The following is a 13,830-nucleotide window of genomic DNA, read 5'->3' on the forward strand; positions in this document are numbered from 1 at the left end:
GTCTATCGGCGCGCCGGACCCCGGGATGCCGCGCGGGTGGCCAGCAGACGGTCCTTCACCGTCGACGCGTACACGTCCTCGTACTCCTGCTCCCCGAGCCGCTGGAGGGCCACCATGATCTCGTCGGTGACCGAGCGCAGGATGTACCTATCGCTCTCCATTCCGGCGAAACGGGAGAAGTCGATCGGGTCGCCGATCACGACACCGACCCGCCCGATGCGCGGGATGCGCTTGCCGATCGGCTGGATGGCGTCGGTGTCGACCATGACCACCGGGATCACCGGCACGTGCGCCTCCAGCGCCATGCGGGCGATGCCGGTCCGCCCGCGGTAGAGCTTGCCGTCGGGGCTACGCGTCCCCTCGGGGTAGATCCCCAAGAGCTCGCCGCGCCCGAGGACGCCGAGCCCGGTGTTGAGCGAGGCCTCGGAGGCTTTGCCTCCCGTCCGGTCGATCGGCAGCTGACCCGTCGCCTTCAGGAAAACGCGGGTCGCCCATCCCTTCATCCCCTTGCCGGTGAAGTAGTCGCTCTTGGCGAGGAAGGCCACGCGCCGGTCGATCATGAGCGGGAGGAACACCGAATCGGCGAACGACAGATGGTTGCTGGCGAGGATGGCGGCGCCCTCCGTGGGGATGTTGCGCCGACCCACGATCCACGGCCGGAAGATCGCCTTGAGGAGAGGCCCGATCACGACGTACTTCATCAGCCAGTAGAACATGTCAGCTTCCCCCGCCCGCGAGGTCTGCCACACCGATCAACCCGGCGTCGTTGCCGAGCTGCGCGACCGCGAACTGCGCCACCGGCCGATCGCCGTAGCCGGGGAGCGACGTCTCGTATGCCAGTCGCACGGGCTCGAGGAGCACGTCCCCCAGCTGCGCCACGCCCCCGCCGATCACGAAAAGGTCGGGGTCGAGCACGGCTTGGAAGCCGCCGCACGCCTCGCCGAGCGCGGTCGACACCCGCCGCAGGGCCTCCAGCGCACCGGGGTCGCCGGCGAGCACGAGACGCGAGATCTCGCCGCCGGGAATGGCGCCCGAGGCGTCGCGCGCGGCGGCGAGCTCCCGCCCGATCGGCCTCTCATCCGCGACCGCGGCCGCTTCCCGCTGCAGGGCGCGGCCCGACGCATACTGCTCGAGGCATCCGTTCTGTCCGCATCCGCACGCCCGCCCGTTGCGCTCGAAGCGGGTATGGCCGAGTTCGGCGGCGATGCCGTGGCCGCCGCGATACAGCACGCCGTCGGTCACCACGGCGCCGCCGACGCCGGTTCCCATCGTGAGCATGACCATGTCGGTGGAGCGTTCTCCGGCGCCGAAGCGGAACTCGGCCCAGCCCGCGGCGTTGGCATCGTTCTCGATGAAGACGGGCATCCCCAGCCGTGCCTCCAGCGCCGCCTTCAGCGGTTCGTTCCGCCAGGCGATGTTGGGCGCATAGATGACCGTCGAGCGATCGTGGTCGATGAATCCGGGGGCCGCGACGCCGATCGCGGAGATGTCGTGCCGCGAGCGCAGCTGCACGGTCATGTCGACGACGGCATCCACGACGACGGTGGCGTCCGCCGGCGTGTTCACGCGCAGCTTCTCGACGATCGTGCCGTCCGCATCCACAACGCCGCCAGCGATCTTCGTCCCGCCGATGTCGATTCCGACGTTGAGCACTGCGCACCCTTCCGGCCGACGTCCGCCGACGGCGCCTGAAAGTCTAGTCACGGCGGGGACCGGGACGCGTACGCCTCTGCGGATAGAGTGGGAAGGGTACATTTCGACCTCCACCGGTACCGAAGGAGTTGCCGTGACCCAGTTCGAAGTCCCGCCGATCGTGCCCGCCGATCCGACGGCGAACATCGCCGATCTGCTTGCGATCCGCGTCGCCGAGACGCCCGAGCGACCCCTCTTCGCCGTGCCCGACGGGGACGGATGGCGCGACATCACCGCCGTCGAGTTCGAGCGGCAGGTCATCGCCCTTGCGAAGGGCTTCGTCGCGGCCGGCGTGCAGCCCGGTGACAAGGTCGGCTTCCTCGCCCGTACGACGTACGACTGGACGCTGGTGGACTTCGGCCTGTTCTATGCCGGTGCCGTCATGGTGCCGGTCTACGAGACGAGCTCGCCCGCGCAGATCCAGTGGATCCTTTCGGACTCGGGCGCCACCGCGTGCATCGTGGAGTCGCCCGATCACACCGCGCGCCTGGACGAAGTGCGCGCCGACGTGCCGCTCGTCCGCGAGGTGTGGGAGATGCACCGCGGCGATCTCGACAAGCTCGTCAGCGCCGGGGCGTCGGTGGAGGACGCCGAGATCGAGCGCCGCCGTCAGCTGGCCAACGGGGACGACATCGCCACCCTCATCTATACGTCCGGGTCGACGGGGCGCCCCAAGGGGTGCGTCCTGACCCACAGCAACTTCGTCGAGCTGTCACGCAACTCCGCGAAGGCGCTCCACGAGGTCGTGGAGACGCCGGGCGCCTCGACGCTGCTGTTCATCACGACCGCGCACGTGTTCGCGCGGTTCATCTCGATCCTCTCCGTGCATGCCGGCGTGAAGGTCGGCCACCAGCCCGACACGAAGAAGCTCCTCCCCGCGCTCGGCTCCTTCCAGCCGACCTTCCTTCTTGCGGTCCCGCGGGTCTTCGAGAAGGTCTACAACTCCGCCGAGCAGAAGGCGGAAGGCGGCGGGCGCGGCAAGATCTTCCGCGCCGCCGCCCACGTGGCGATCGAGCACTCGAAGCTCCTGCAGGAAGGCGGGAAGGTCCCGTTCGGGCTCAGGGTGCGCTTCGCCCTGTTCGACCGGCTGGTCTACAGCAAGCTGCGGGCGGCGATGGGCGGGCGCGTGCAGTACGCCGTGTCGGGCTCCGCTCCCCTCGGCGAGCGACTGGGCCACTTCTTCCACAGTCTGGGCGTGGTCATCCTCGAGGGGTACGGCCTCACCGAGACGACCGCCCCCGCGACGGTCAACCTCGCCACGAAGTCGAAGATCGGCACCGTCGGTCCGGCCCTGCCCGGGGTCGGCCTCCGTCTCGCCGACGACGGCGAGATCGAGGTGCGCGGCATCAACGTCTTCAAGGAGTACTGGCGCAACCCCGAGGCGACGGCCGAGGCCTTCTCCGGGGACTGGTTCAAGACCGGTGACATCGGGTCGTTCGACGCCGAGGGTTTCCTCTCGATCACCGGCCGCAAGAAAGAGATCCTCGTCACCGCCGGCGGCAAGAACGTCGCGCCGGCCGCGCTGGAGGACCCCATCCGCGCCAACCCCATCATCGGCCAGGTGGTGGTCGTCGGCGACCAGAAACCGTTCATCTCCGCACTCATCACGCTCGACTCCGAGATGCTGCCCACGTGGCTCGGCAACAACGGACTCCCGGCCGACCTGTCGTTGACCGACGCGGCGCAGAACGAGGCAGTCCGCGCCGAGGTGCAGCGCGCGATCGACCACGCCAACAAGGGCGTGTCTCGCGCGGAGTCGATCCGCAAGTTCACGATCCTCGACACCGAGTGGACCGAGGCGAGCGGTCACCTCACGCCGAAGCTGAGCATCAAGCGCAACGTGATCATGACGGACTTCGCCGATGCGATCGAGGAGCTCTACGCCGCGCCGGCGACGACCACCAACGTCACGCTGCCCTGACCCGGCTCCTCGCGAGAGTGCATCGACCCGCCGAAGCGGCACCGATTTCGGTGCACTCTCGGCGAGACGATGCACGTTCGGTGCGGCCTGGGGCTAGAACCAGTCGCTCTCGCGGATCTGGCGCATCGCCTCGCGGCGGGCGTCGGCCGGAAGCCGCGAGACGAACAGCATCCCGTCGAGGTGGTCGGTCTCGTGCTGCAGGGCCTGGGCCATGAGACCCTCGCCCTCGAGCACGAGCTCGTCGCCGTCGAGGTCGATCCCGACGACCCTGGCGTACGGGTGGCGGAGGGCGTCGTGCCAGACCCCCGGGATCGAGAGGCATCCCTCCCCCGTGGGCACGGGCTCACCCGCGGTCTCCACGAGCACGGGGTTGAGGATGTAGCCGATGACGCCGTCGACGTTGTAGCTGAACGCTCGCAGCCCCACGCCGATCTGCGGGGCGGCCACCCCCGCGCGGCCCGGGGGCTCGACGGTGTCGAGGAGGTCGCGTACGAGCGCGTGCACGCCGTCGTCGATCCGCTCGATCGGAGCGCTCGGCGCGCGAAGGACGGGGTCGCCGAAGAGGCGGATGTTGCGGACGCTCACGGGATCACGCGGCCGGAACCCCAGCGCGCAGACCCTCGACGACCGCCGCGGCGAGCTGCCGGGCCGCCTGACGGGTCCCGGGCTGCAGGTCGCGGAAGGAGATGTCGCTGCCGCCGCCGATGAGCGGGTCGTACGGCATCCGCACGACGGAACGCACACGCGTGCGGAAGTGCGCCTCGAGTTCGCTCTCGCGCACGAGCGGTGTGCCGGGGCGGGCGCTGTTGAGCACCACGACCGCCGCGCGCACCTGCTCGGCGTAGCCGTTCGTCTCCAGCCAGGTCAGCGTCTCGGACGCCAGGCGCGCCTCGTCCACGCTGAGCCCGGCCACCACGACGATCTGATCGGCCAGCTCGAGCGTCGCCCCTGTCACCGAATGGACGATGCCGGTGCCGGTGTCGGTGAGCACGATCGAGTAGTAGTGCGCTGCCACGGCGGCGACGTCGTGATAGTCACGGTCGCTGAAGGCTTCCGACACGCGGGGGTCCGAGTCCGAGGCGAGCACGTCCAGCCGCGTCGCGTCACGCGCCACGATCGTCGAGATGTCGTTGAATCCGGTCACATCGCCCCGACGGCGAGCGAGATCTCGAACGGTGCGCCCGCCGGTGCGGCCGATGCGATCGGCGAGGGTCCCGCGGTCGGGGTTCGCGTCGATCGCGATGACCCGGTCGTCCCGCGCGGCGGCGAGCGCCATTCCCAGGAGCGTCGTGACCGTGGTCTTCCCGACGCCGCCCTTGCGGGAGAGCACGGGGACGAATCGCGCCCCACCGGTGAGCGGCGCTGCGATCCGACGGTCGAGCTCCTTGCGCGCGCGCGCCTTGCGGCTGTCACCGAGGTTCACACGGTGGCGGGTGAGGGAGTAGACGAACTGCTGCCACAACCCCTCGGGTTCGGCGCCGCTGAGCTGACCGCGCTCGAGGAGCCGGTCGGCGGTGAGGAGGTCGGGCGTCTCGCGGTTCGCATCGAACTCCCCCAGCCGCTTGGAGGTGAGGGAGAGCTCGGGCTGCGGCGGATGCACCCGCTCCACGGCGTGCGCGCGTTCGCCACGACCGTGCTCGTCGGCGTGGTGCGCCTCCCGGCGCGTCGACGGGATCGCGCCCGTGAGCGGAACCGGCTCACCGACCGGCACGCGCTCCTGCGCCGTGCCGGCGGACGCGGGCGGGGCCGCGGCGGAACCGGCCGACGACTCGTCGCGGACCGGAGCCGAACCCGAGACGGTGCCCCCGGTCTCCGGCACACCCGACGCCGATGCGACGGGCTCGCCCTCGGACGACGCGGATGCGACAGCCTCGGGCTCGTCCGCGACGACATCGGCGTCGTGCACATCGGCCGAGAGCTCCTCGGGACCGGCCACGTCCTCGAGGATGATGTCGCCGGCGGCGATCTCCTCGATCGGGGCATCGTCGACGGCTTCGTCCTCAGCCGGGTCGTCGTCGTCGGCCGGGAGCGTCAGGCTCACCTGCGCTGTACGCGCGCCGAGGATGCCGATTCCGGCCGTATCCACGCTCGCAGCGTCGGCGAGCAATCCGTGTTCCGACTGCTCGTCGGGGTTGTCGTCGCGTCGATCGGGCGTCACTGCAGGTCTCCAAACGGGGGTCGGGCGCCGAGCGCCCATCCCTCGAGATTACTGCGCGGGGGTGATCACGACCAAAAGGTCACCTGCATCGACCTGCTGCGTGCCGCTGATCGCGATGCGCTCCACGACGCCGTCGACGGGGGCGGTGATGGCCGCCTCCATCTTCATCGCCTCGATCGAGGCGACAGGCTGCCCCGCGGTGACCCGGTCCCCCACCTCGGTCTTGATGGTCACGGCACCCGAGAACGGCGCCGCCACCTGACCGGGCTTGGACGTGTCGGCGCGCTCGGCCGACTTCGTCTCGACCGTGACCGAGCGGTCGCGCACGAACACCGGACGGAGCTGACCGTTGAGCGTGGTCATCACCGTGCGCATGCCCTTCTCGTCGGCGTCGCCGATCGCCTCCAGCCCGACGAACAGCTGCACGCCGCGCTCGATCTCGACGACGTGCTCGGAACCGGGCGCGAGTCCGTAGAGGTAGTCGGCGGTGTCAAGGATGCTGAGATCGCCGTACGCTTCGCGCGCCTCATGGAACGCCCGCGTCGGCGCCGGGAAGAGCAGCCGGTTCAGGCGGCCGCGGCGCTGGGCGGAGGTGCCGGCGAGGTCGGCGGCGTCGTCGTCGGTCAGCGCCGTCACACCGATCTTCACGTCGCGCCCCGCGAGCACCTTCGTGCGGAAGGGCTCGGGCCAGCCGCCCGGCAGGTCGCCGAGCTCGCCGGCCATGAAGGACACCACCGAGTCGGGCACGTCGTACTTGCCGGGGTTCTGCTCGAAGTCCGCGGGATCGGCCTTGACGGCGGCCAGGTGCAGCGCGAGGTCGCCGACCACCTTCGAGGAGGGGGTCACCTTCGGCACCCGCCCGAGGATCTTGTTCGCCGCGGCGTACATGTCCTCTATGAGCTCGAAGTCGTCGGAGAGTCCGAGCGCGATCGCCTGCTGGCGCAGGTTCGACAGCTGGCCGCCCGGGATCTCGTGCCGGTAGACGCGTCCCGTGGGGCCGGGAAGACCCGACTCGAACGGTGCGTACAGGTGCCGGACCGCCTCCCAGTAGGGTTCGAGGTCGGAGACGGCCGACAGGCTCAGGCCCGTGTCGCGCTCGGTGTGCGCGAGGGCGGCGACCAGCGCCGACAGCGAAGGCTGACTCGTGGTGCCCGACATGGGTGCGGAGGCTGCGTCCACCGCATCCGCCCCTGCCGCCGACGCGGCCAGCAGCGTCGCGAGCTGCCCGCCGGCGGTGTCGTGCGTGTGCACGTGCACCGGGAGGTCGAAGCGCTCCCGCAACGCCGTCACGAGCTGAGCGGCCGCCGCCGGGCGCAAGAGGCCGGCCATGTCCTTGATGGCAAGGACGTGCGCGCCGGCGTCGACGATCTGCTCCGCGAGGCGCAGGTAGTAGTCCAGCGTGTACAGGCTCTCACTCGGATCGAGGAGGTCGGCGGTGTAGCAGACCGCGACCTCGGCGACCGAGCGCCCCGTGGCGAGGACGGCATCGATGGCCGGGCGCATCTGGCTGACGTCGTTGAGGGCGTCGAAGATACGGAAGATGTCGATGCCGCTGTCGGAGGCCTCGGCGACGAACGCGTCAGTCACCTCGGTGGGATACGGCGTGTAGCCGACGGTGTTGCGCCCGCGCAGCAGCATCTGGATCGCGATGTTCGGAAGCGACGAGCGAAGGGCGTCGAGCCGCTCCCACGGGTCTTCGCCGAGGAAGCGCAGGGCGACGTCGTACGTCGCTCCGCCCCACGCCTCGACCGAGAGGAGCTGCGGCGTGAGGCGCGCGACGTAGGGAGCGGCCGTGACGAGGTCCTTGGTGCGCACCCGCGTGGCCAGGAGCGACTGGTGGGCGTCGCGGAAGGTGGTCTCGGTCACCGCGAGGGCGTTCTGCTCGCGGAGCACTCGCGCGAAGCCCTGCGGACCCAGCTCCTCGAGGCGCTGCCGCGACCCGGCCGGGGCGGGGGCGAGCACGTCGATGGCGGGGAGCTTCAAACGCGGGTTGACCGTCAGGGGGTTCTCGCCGTTCGGACGGTTGACCGTGGCGTCGACGAGCCAGCTGAGCACCTTGGTGCCGCGATCCTTCGACTCGCGCCCCTTCAGAAGCTCGGGGCGCTCGTCGATGAACGACGTGCTGACGTCGCCCGCGAGGAACGCCGGGTCATCGAGTACCGACTGAAGGAAGGGGATGTTCGTGGAAACGCCCCGGATGCGGAACTCCGCCAGCGCGCGGCGGGCACGCGCCACCGCGGCGGGGAAGTCGCGCCCGCGGCACGTGAGCTTGGCGAGCATCGAGTCGAAGTGCGGGCTGATCTGCGAGCCGGCGGCCGTCGTGCCGCCGTCCAGACGGATGCCGGCGCCGCCGGGTGAGCGATACGTGGTGATCTTGCCGGTGTCGGGGCGGAACCCGTGGGAGGGATCCTCGGTGGTGAGACGGCACTGCAGAGCCGCACCGCGCAGGTGGATGTCGTCCTGCCCGAGGTGCAGGTCGTCGAGGGTCTGCCCGGCCGCGATGCGCATCTGCGACTGGACGAGATCGACGTCGGTGACCTCCTCGGTGACCGTGTGCTCGACCTGGATGCGCGGGTTCATCTCGATGAAGACCACCTCGCCGGTGCGGGGGCCCGCCGTCTCGAGCAGGAACTCCACGGTGCCGGCGTTCTGGTAGCCGATCGATTTCGCGAAGGCGACGGCGTACCCGTGCAGGGCCTGCCGGATGTCGTCGGCCAGGTTCGGCGCGGGAGCGATCTCGATCACCTTCTGGTGTCGCCGCTGGAGGGAGCAGTCGCGCTCGAACAGGTGCACAGTGTGACCGGTGGAGTCGGCGAGGATCTGCACCTCGATGTGACGCGGGCGCTGAACGGCCTGCTCCAGGAACATGCGGGCGTCCCCGAACGCGCTTCCGGCCTCGCGCATCGCCTCGGCCAGCGCCGGCTCGAGCTCGGCCTTGGTCTCGACACGGCGCATTCCGCGGCCTCCGCCACCGGCGACCGCCTTGGCGAACAGCGGGAACCCGATGTCGTCCGCCTGCGCGACGAGGGCGTCGATGTCGTCGGATGCCTCCGTCGAGCGGAGCACCGGGACGCCGGCGGCGACGGCGTGCTGCTTCGCGGTGACCTTGTTGCCGGCCATCTCGAGCACCTTCGCCGGCGGACCGATGAAGGCGATGCCGTTGGCGGCGGCCTTCTCGGCGAGCTCGGGGTTCTCGGAGAGGAACCCGTATCCGGGGTAGATCGCGTCGGCGCCGGCTTCGCGCGCGACGCGGATGATCTCGTCGACGTCGAGGTAGGCCCGCACCGGGTGGCCGCGCTCGCCGATCTGATACGCCTCGTCCGCCTTCAGGCGGTGCAGCGAGAACCGATCTTCGTATGGATACACCGCGACGGTGCGCGCACCGACCTCGTATGCGGCGCGGAAAGCTCGGATCGCGATCTCTCCACGGTTGGCCACCAGGATCTTCTGGAACATGCACACCTCTTCGGGGGCGGCGGGCTGAGTGTGCTCTCAGCCTAGGGGACGGTAACGTAGACGACCGTGCACGTACTCTCGGTGAGCTCCCTCAAGGGCGGCGTCGGCAAGACGACCGTCACCCTCGGGCTCGCCTCGGCGGCCTTCGCCCGCGGGGTGCGGACCCTCGTGGTCGACCTCGACCCGCAGTCGGATGTCTCGACCGGCATGGATATCCAGGTCGCCGGCCGCTTGAACATCGCCGACGTGCTGGCCAATCCCCGCGAGAAGGTCGTCCGCCAGGCGATCACGACCAGCGGCTGGGCCAAGGTCCATCCGGGCACGATCGACGTGCTCATCGGCAGCCCGTCGGCGATCAACTTCGACGGACCGCATCCGAGCGTCCGCGATGTGTGGAAGCTCGAGGAGGCCCTCGCCACGATCGAGGCCGATTACGACCTCGTGCTCATCGACTGCGCTCCGTCGCTGAACGCGCTCACGCGCACCGCATGGGCGGCGAGCGACCGCGTCATCGTCGTGACCGAGCCCGGGCTCTTCTCCGTGGCCGCCGCCGACCGAGCCCTCCGCGCGATCGAGGAGATCCGCCGGGGCCTGTCGCCGCGTCTGCAGCCGCTCGGCGTGGTCGTCAACCGCGTGCGCCCACAGTCGATCGAGCACCAGTTCCGCATCAAGGAGCTGCGCGACATGTTCGGCCCGCTCGTGCTGAACCCCCAGCTGCCCGAGCGCACGTCGCTCCAGCAGGCGCAGGGCGCCGCCAAGCCGCTCCACGTCTGGCCGGGCGACTCCGCTCAGGAGCTCGCCGCCGATTTCGACGCCCTGCTGGACCGCGTGATGCGCACCGGCCGCATCCCGGTTCCCGGCGACTCGACAGCGCGCGTCTGATCCGACCGCTGCCGGATACAGGAACACCGCCCGGAACAGGAGTTCCGCTGCCGATCCGTCCTGTTCTCGGCGAATCGCCTGTTCTCGGCGCGCGCGGACGCTGAGCAACCGCCGCGACCTCCGGACGCTGAGCGAGCGCAGCGAGACGAAGCGGGAGGGAAACGCCCTACGCGGAGCGGCGCGACCGACGCGCGGCGAGCTCGTCCACCGGGTCGGGCGTCGTCGCGTCGAACTCGACGAGCGTCGACTCCACCTCGCGGAGCACCTTTCCCACGGCGATTCCGAAGACGCCCTGGCCGCGGCTGACGAGGTCGATGACCTCATCGTTCGACGTGCAGAGGTAGACGGATGCCCCGTCGCTCATGAGGGTCGTGCCGGCGAGGTCGCGGATGCCGGCGGCGCGCAGCTGCTCGACGGCCGTGCGGATCTGCTGAAGCGAGATGCCGGTGTCGAGGAGCCGCTTGACGAGCTTGAGCACGAGGATGTCGCGGAAGCCGTAGAGACGCTGCGACCCGGAGCCGCTGGCGCCGCGGACCGTGGGCTCGACGAGCTCGGTGCGCGCCCAGTAGTCGAGCTGGCGATAGGTGATGCCCGCGGCACGCGCGGCCTGTGCACCGCGATAGCCGACCTCGTCGTCCATCTGCGGGAGGCCGTCCGTGAACAGCAGGTCGGAGACGAACCGGGGTTCGCCGACAGCGTCGCCAGCGGTCATACCGGATGCCTCCTCACCGGATCGGTAACGTCCACGCTAGACGAGCGATCGCGGTCCGACAACGACATCCGGCTCGGGGCGTCGGCGTGTCGCCGAGTTCCCGAGAACGAGACGCGATCGCTCGAGACCCACAGGCGATCGTCGGCGCCGCTCACGAGAGCACGCGCTCGAGCGCCTCGCGCGTGAACACGGCACGCACGTCGTCGAGTCGGCGCGCCAGCTCGGGAGCGAGCTCGCCCGCGCGGCCGCGGGAGGCCGCATCCGTGCGTCGCAGGAGTGTCGCGAGGGCGGATTCGATGAGCGCTGCCTCGCGCTGCGCGCTCTGGCGGAGCGAGCGCAGGTGACGGGGCTCGATGCCGTGGCGATCGAGGGCCACGAGCGCGCGCAGGAGCGACACGGTCTGCTCGCTGTAAGACTCCGCGCCCGCGATCACCCCGGTGCTGATCGCATCGTTGAGCAGCTGCGGTGCAGCCCCCGCGGCGGAGAGGAGCTCTTCCCTGCGGTAGCGCCGCGGGGCCGGCACGATCGAGGGGACGGCGCTCGGCGGGGCGGGGTTGCGGCCGGCGTCGAGGTCTTCGAGGTACTCGCGGATGACGGTGAGAGGCAGGTAGTGATCGCGCTGCAGGGTGAGGGCGAGGCGCAGCCGGTCGAGGTCGGCCGCGCAGAACTTGCGGTAGCCGGAGTCGGTGCGGGTGGGCGAGACGATCCCCTGCACCTCGAGGAAGCGCAGCTTGCTGGAGGTCAGCGACGGGAACTCGGGTGTCAGCCGCGCGAGCACCTGGCCGATACTGAGCAGACCCGCGGACGTGGCACGACCGCGGGCGGATGATGCCGGCATCAGTCGTCTGCCGCCAGGGGCAGGTCGGCCGGCGAGACGAAGAAGGTCAGCCGGAACTTGCCGATGCGCACTTCGGCGCCGTTCGAGAGCGCTCCGCGGTCGACGCGCTCTCCGTTGAGGTAGGTGCCGTTGAGCGAGCGCTGGTCGACGAGGTCGAACCGCGTGCCTTCGCGCGTGATCTCGGCGTGCCGGCGCGACACCGTCACGTCGTCGAAGAAGATGTCGGCCTCGGGGTGACGCCCGACGGTCGTCACATCGGTGTCGAGCAGGTAGCGGGCACCCGCGGTCGGGCCGGAGCGCACGAGGAGCAGCGCCGCGCCCGACGGGAGGGCGCCGATGGCCTCGACCTCGGCCTCGTTGAGCTCGCTGCCGAACGGGACGAACGACAGGTCGGCGTCGTGGCCGAAGGTCTGCGTGGTGTCGTGCGTGCGCGCCGGCGTACCGGCATCGGCGCTGCGCCGGATGTCATCCGGCTCCGGTCGACGTGTCTCGTCCACGAGTCCTCCTTCCGCGTCCACCCTAGTCGATGGCCGCTCCCGCGTCGGGCCCGAGGGCCCCTCCCGCAACGCTTCGGCGCGGCCGGCGCATGTTGCGCCGTGTGTCGGCCGCCCGGGTCCGCGACGCCGACCCGGCTTAGCCTGGCGGGACTTCGAACCTACTGACAAGGAGTTCCCCGTGTCGAGCCCGTCCCGCCGTCGCCAGCCCCTCGAGGTGCGCGAGCGCGAGACGTGCATGTGCGCGAGCGGCGGACGCTGCACCTCCTTCGCCCGCGGGCACGCGCTGCACCTCATCCAGTTGCGCCTCGCGGCCGCCACGCCGTCGGAGTGGATCGACGCCGTCGTGGAAAGCGCCGACGACGCCACGGGCGAGATCGCGCTGCGCACCCTCGCGGAGGGCTCACCCCTCGTGGTCTGGCACGCCGCCGGAGTGGAGCTCGCGCCCGGCGAGCCTGTCGCGCTGCACCGACGCTACGCCGTGCTGTCGGCGCGCGGCGGCAGCCGAAACGTCGCCGTCCTCGACTGAGCGGCGCCTTTCAGGCAGCCGCCATCATCGAGTCCTTCAGCGCCAGGCAGGCGTCCGCGCACGCCCGGCAGGCCTGAGCGCACATCTCGCACACGGCACTGTGTCCGGCGTGCTCCAGGCACTCGTCCTCGCATGCCTCGCACATGGCGATGCAGGCGTCGAGCATCGACATCATCGCTGCCGGAGTCATCCCCTGCATCCGCAGCATGCTGCGGAGCATCGTGTTGCACATGTCGGCGCAGTTCATGCACGCCGGAGCGCACGACATCTCCTGCGTGGAGGACACCGTGCACGCCTGCTCGCAGGCCGCGCACGCGTCCATACACGCCTGCAACAGCTGTGAATCCATCGTCGACATGCCGGGCATCATCATGGTCTCGCCCGACATCGCGTCCATCATCCGCGCATCCATCCCGCACCTCCGTTTTCTCCGGCAGCGGGCAGGTCCACCCGCCTGCCGCCATGGTAGGGCCGTGGGGAGGCGTGGCATAAGAGGCGGATAGGCTCGAACGGTGACCGTTCCGCGCTCGTTCCCCCGTCTCGTGGCCGCGATCGCCGCCGCCGTCCTCCTCGCCTTCTGCGCCGTCTTCGCCGGGGCGCTACCGGCGACCGCGCACGACCAGCTGCTGGAGACCGACCCGGCCGACGGCGCCGCCGTCGACGCGCTCCCGGCGGAGCTCACCCTCACCTTCAGCGCCGAGCTGCTCAGCGACGGCGGCGGCAACGAGGTTCAGGTGACCGCCGCGGACGGCAGCGCGCTCACCGACGGGCCCGCCGTGGTGGACGGCACGACGCTGATCCAGCCGCTCCTGGCGAGCGAGGCATCCGGGGCGGTGTCGGTGCTGTGGCGCGTGGTCTCCAGCGACGGGCATCCGATCTCAGGCGAGTTCTCCTTCACCGTCGCGGGGGCGCCTGCGCCGACGACGAGCGCCTCGACGCCGTCAGCGGCCGCGTCGACCGAGCCCGAGGCCTCTCCCGAGCCGACGATGACCACCCTGGTCACCTCGGACGAGGAGGCGGGCATGCCGGTGTGGATCTGGGCCGTCCTCGGGGTCGTCGCCGTGGCCATCCTCGGAGCCGTCGTCGCCCTCCTCGTGGCCCGCGCCCGCGGCGACCGGCGCGGTCCCGACACCGGCGCCGAACGATAG

Annotated in this window: 13 protein-coding genes; 4 read left to right on the forward strand and 9 right to left on the reverse strand. The window is 70.6% G+C overall.

Translation table 11 applies throughout. The annotated features are described in order from the left end of the window. Window positions 1-2: 2 nt before the first annotated feature. A complete protein-coding gene (locus tag ACTU3I_RS09925) occupies window positions 3-716 on the reverse strand; it encodes a lysophospholipid acyltransferase family protein (protein ID WP_442925526.1) in 714 nt (237 codons plus the stop codon). A gap of 1 nt (window position 717) precedes the next feature. Continuing rightward, on the reverse strand, window positions 718-1,653 hold the full coding sequence (locus ACTU3I_RS09930; protein WP_442925527.1) for an ROK family protein: 936 nt from the start codon (window positions 1,651-1,653) through the stop codon (window positions 718-720). A gap of 133 nt (window positions 1,654-1,786) precedes the next feature. Between ACTU3I_RS09930 and ACTU3I_RS09935 the strand changes: the two genes are divergently transcribed. Then, window positions 1,787-3,613: an AMP-dependent synthetase/ligase gene (locus tag ACTU3I_RS09935; protein WP_442925528.1), complete on the forward strand. Its 1,827-nt coding sequence runs from the start codon at window positions 1,787-1,789 to the stop codon at window positions 3,611-3,613. Between the two features lie 93 nt (window positions 3,614-3,706). Here ACTU3I_RS09935 and ACTU3I_RS09940 read toward each other — a convergent pair whose 3' ends face one another. The 3 genes from ACTU3I_RS09940 to ACTU3I_RS09950 are packed head-to-tail and all read right to left on the reverse strand — an operon-like array spanning window position 3,707 to window position 9,227. Beyond that, the gene (locus ACTU3I_RS09940; protein ID WP_442925529.1) at window positions 3,707-4,198 is read right to left on the reverse strand and encodes a peptide deformylase; all 492 of its coding nucleotides are present in this window, start codon (window positions 4,196-4,198) and stop codon (window positions 3,707-3,709) included. Between the two features lie 4 nt (window positions 4,199-4,202). Further along, window positions 4,203-5,771 (reverse strand): MinD/ParA family ATP-binding protein, encoded by a 1,569-nt coding sequence (locus tag ACTU3I_RS09945; protein ID WP_442925530.1) that lies wholly within the window; start codon window positions 5,769-5,771, stop codon window positions 4,203-4,205. 48 nt (window positions 5,772-5,819) lie between these two features. Next, window positions 5,820-9,227 (reverse strand): pyruvate carboxylase, encoded by a 3,408-nt coding sequence (locus ACTU3I_RS09950; RefSeq protein WP_442925531.1) that lies wholly within the window; start codon window positions 9,225-9,227, stop codon window positions 5,820-5,822. 66 nt (window positions 9,228-9,293) lie between these two features. On the opposite strand from ACTU3I_RS09950, the gene ACTU3I_RS09955 reads away from it, so the two are divergent. Continuing rightward, window positions 9,294-10,109: a ParA family protein gene (locus ACTU3I_RS09955; protein ID WP_442925532.1), complete on the forward strand. Its 816-nt coding sequence runs from the start codon at window positions 9,294-9,296 to the stop codon at window positions 10,107-10,109. Window positions 10,110-10,275: 166 nt separating this feature from the next. On the opposite strand, the gene ACTU3I_RS09960 is transcribed toward ACTU3I_RS09955, so the two are convergent. From ACTU3I_RS09960 to ACTU3I_RS09970, 3 genes are all read right to left on the reverse strand, one after another. Beyond that, window positions 10,276-10,821 (reverse strand): MerR family transcriptional regulator, encoded by a 546-nt coding sequence (locus tag ACTU3I_RS09960; RefSeq protein ID WP_442925533.1) that lies wholly within the window; start codon window positions 10,819-10,821, stop codon window positions 10,276-10,278. Between the two features lie 151 nt (window positions 10,822-10,972). Further along, complete coding sequence (ftsR, locus tag ACTU3I_RS09965; RefSeq protein ID WP_442925534.1) at window positions 10,973-11,659, reverse strand: transcriptional regulator FtsR; 687 nt, start codon at window positions 11,657-11,659, stop codon at window positions 10,973-10,975. After that, window positions 11,659-12,156 (reverse strand): FHA domain-containing protein, encoded by a 498-nt coding sequence (locus ACTU3I_RS09970; RefSeq protein ID WP_442925535.1) that lies wholly within the window; start codon window positions 12,154-12,156, stop codon window positions 11,659-11,661. The genes ftsR and ACTU3I_RS09970 overlap by 1 nt, the downstream gene beginning before the upstream one ends. Window positions 12,157-12,334: 178 nt before the next feature. Between ACTU3I_RS09970 and ACTU3I_RS09975 the strand changes: the two genes are divergently transcribed. Then, window positions 12,335-12,682 carry a hypothetical protein gene (locus ACTU3I_RS09975; protein ID WP_442925536.1) on the forward strand — a complete coding sequence of 116 codons (348 nt, stop codon included), beginning with the start codon at window positions 12,335-12,337 and terminating at the stop codon, window positions 12,680-12,682. 10 nt (window positions 12,683-12,692) lie between these two features. Here the strand turns inward: ACTU3I_RS09975 and ACTU3I_RS09980 are convergent, their stop codons facing one another. Continuing rightward, complete coding sequence (locus ACTU3I_RS09980) at window positions 12,693-13,094, reverse strand: hypothetical protein (protein ID WP_442925537.1); 402 nt, start codon at window positions 13,092-13,094, stop codon at window positions 12,693-12,695. Between the two features lie 100 nt (window positions 13,095-13,194). Between ACTU3I_RS09980 and ACTU3I_RS09985 the strand changes: the two genes are divergently transcribed. Then, complete coding sequence (locus ACTU3I_RS09985; RefSeq protein ID WP_442925538.1) at window positions 13,195-13,830, forward strand: copper resistance protein CopC; 636 nt, start codon at window positions 13,195-13,197, stop codon at window positions 13,828-13,830.

Source organism: Microbacterium sp. RD1 (genome assembly GCF_052220165.1).
Lineage (GTDB): Bacteria > Actinomycetota > Actinomycetes > Actinomycetales > Microbacteriaceae > Microbacterium.

Coding starts and splice junctions, on each gene's coding strand:
- ACTU3I_RS09925 (WP_442925526.1), bottom strand. CDS start 716: ATGTTCTACTGGCTGATGAAGTACGTCGTGATCGGGCCTCTCCTCAAG.
- ACTU3I_RS09980 (WP_442925537.1), bottom strand. CDS start 13,094: ATGGATGCGCGGATGATGGACGCGATGTCGGGCGAGACCATGATGATG.
- ftsR (WP_442925534.1), bottom strand. CDS start 11,659: ATGCCGGCATCATCCGCCCGCGGTCGTGCCACGTCCGCGGGTCTGCTC.
- ACTU3I_RS09950 (WP_442925531.1), bottom strand. CDS start 9,227: ATGTTCCAGAAGATCCTGGTGGCCAACCGTGGAGAGATCGCGATCCGA.
- ACTU3I_RS09960 (WP_442925533.1), bottom strand. CDS start 10,821: ATGACCGCTGGCGACGCTGTCGGCGAACCCCGGTTCGTCTCCGACCTG.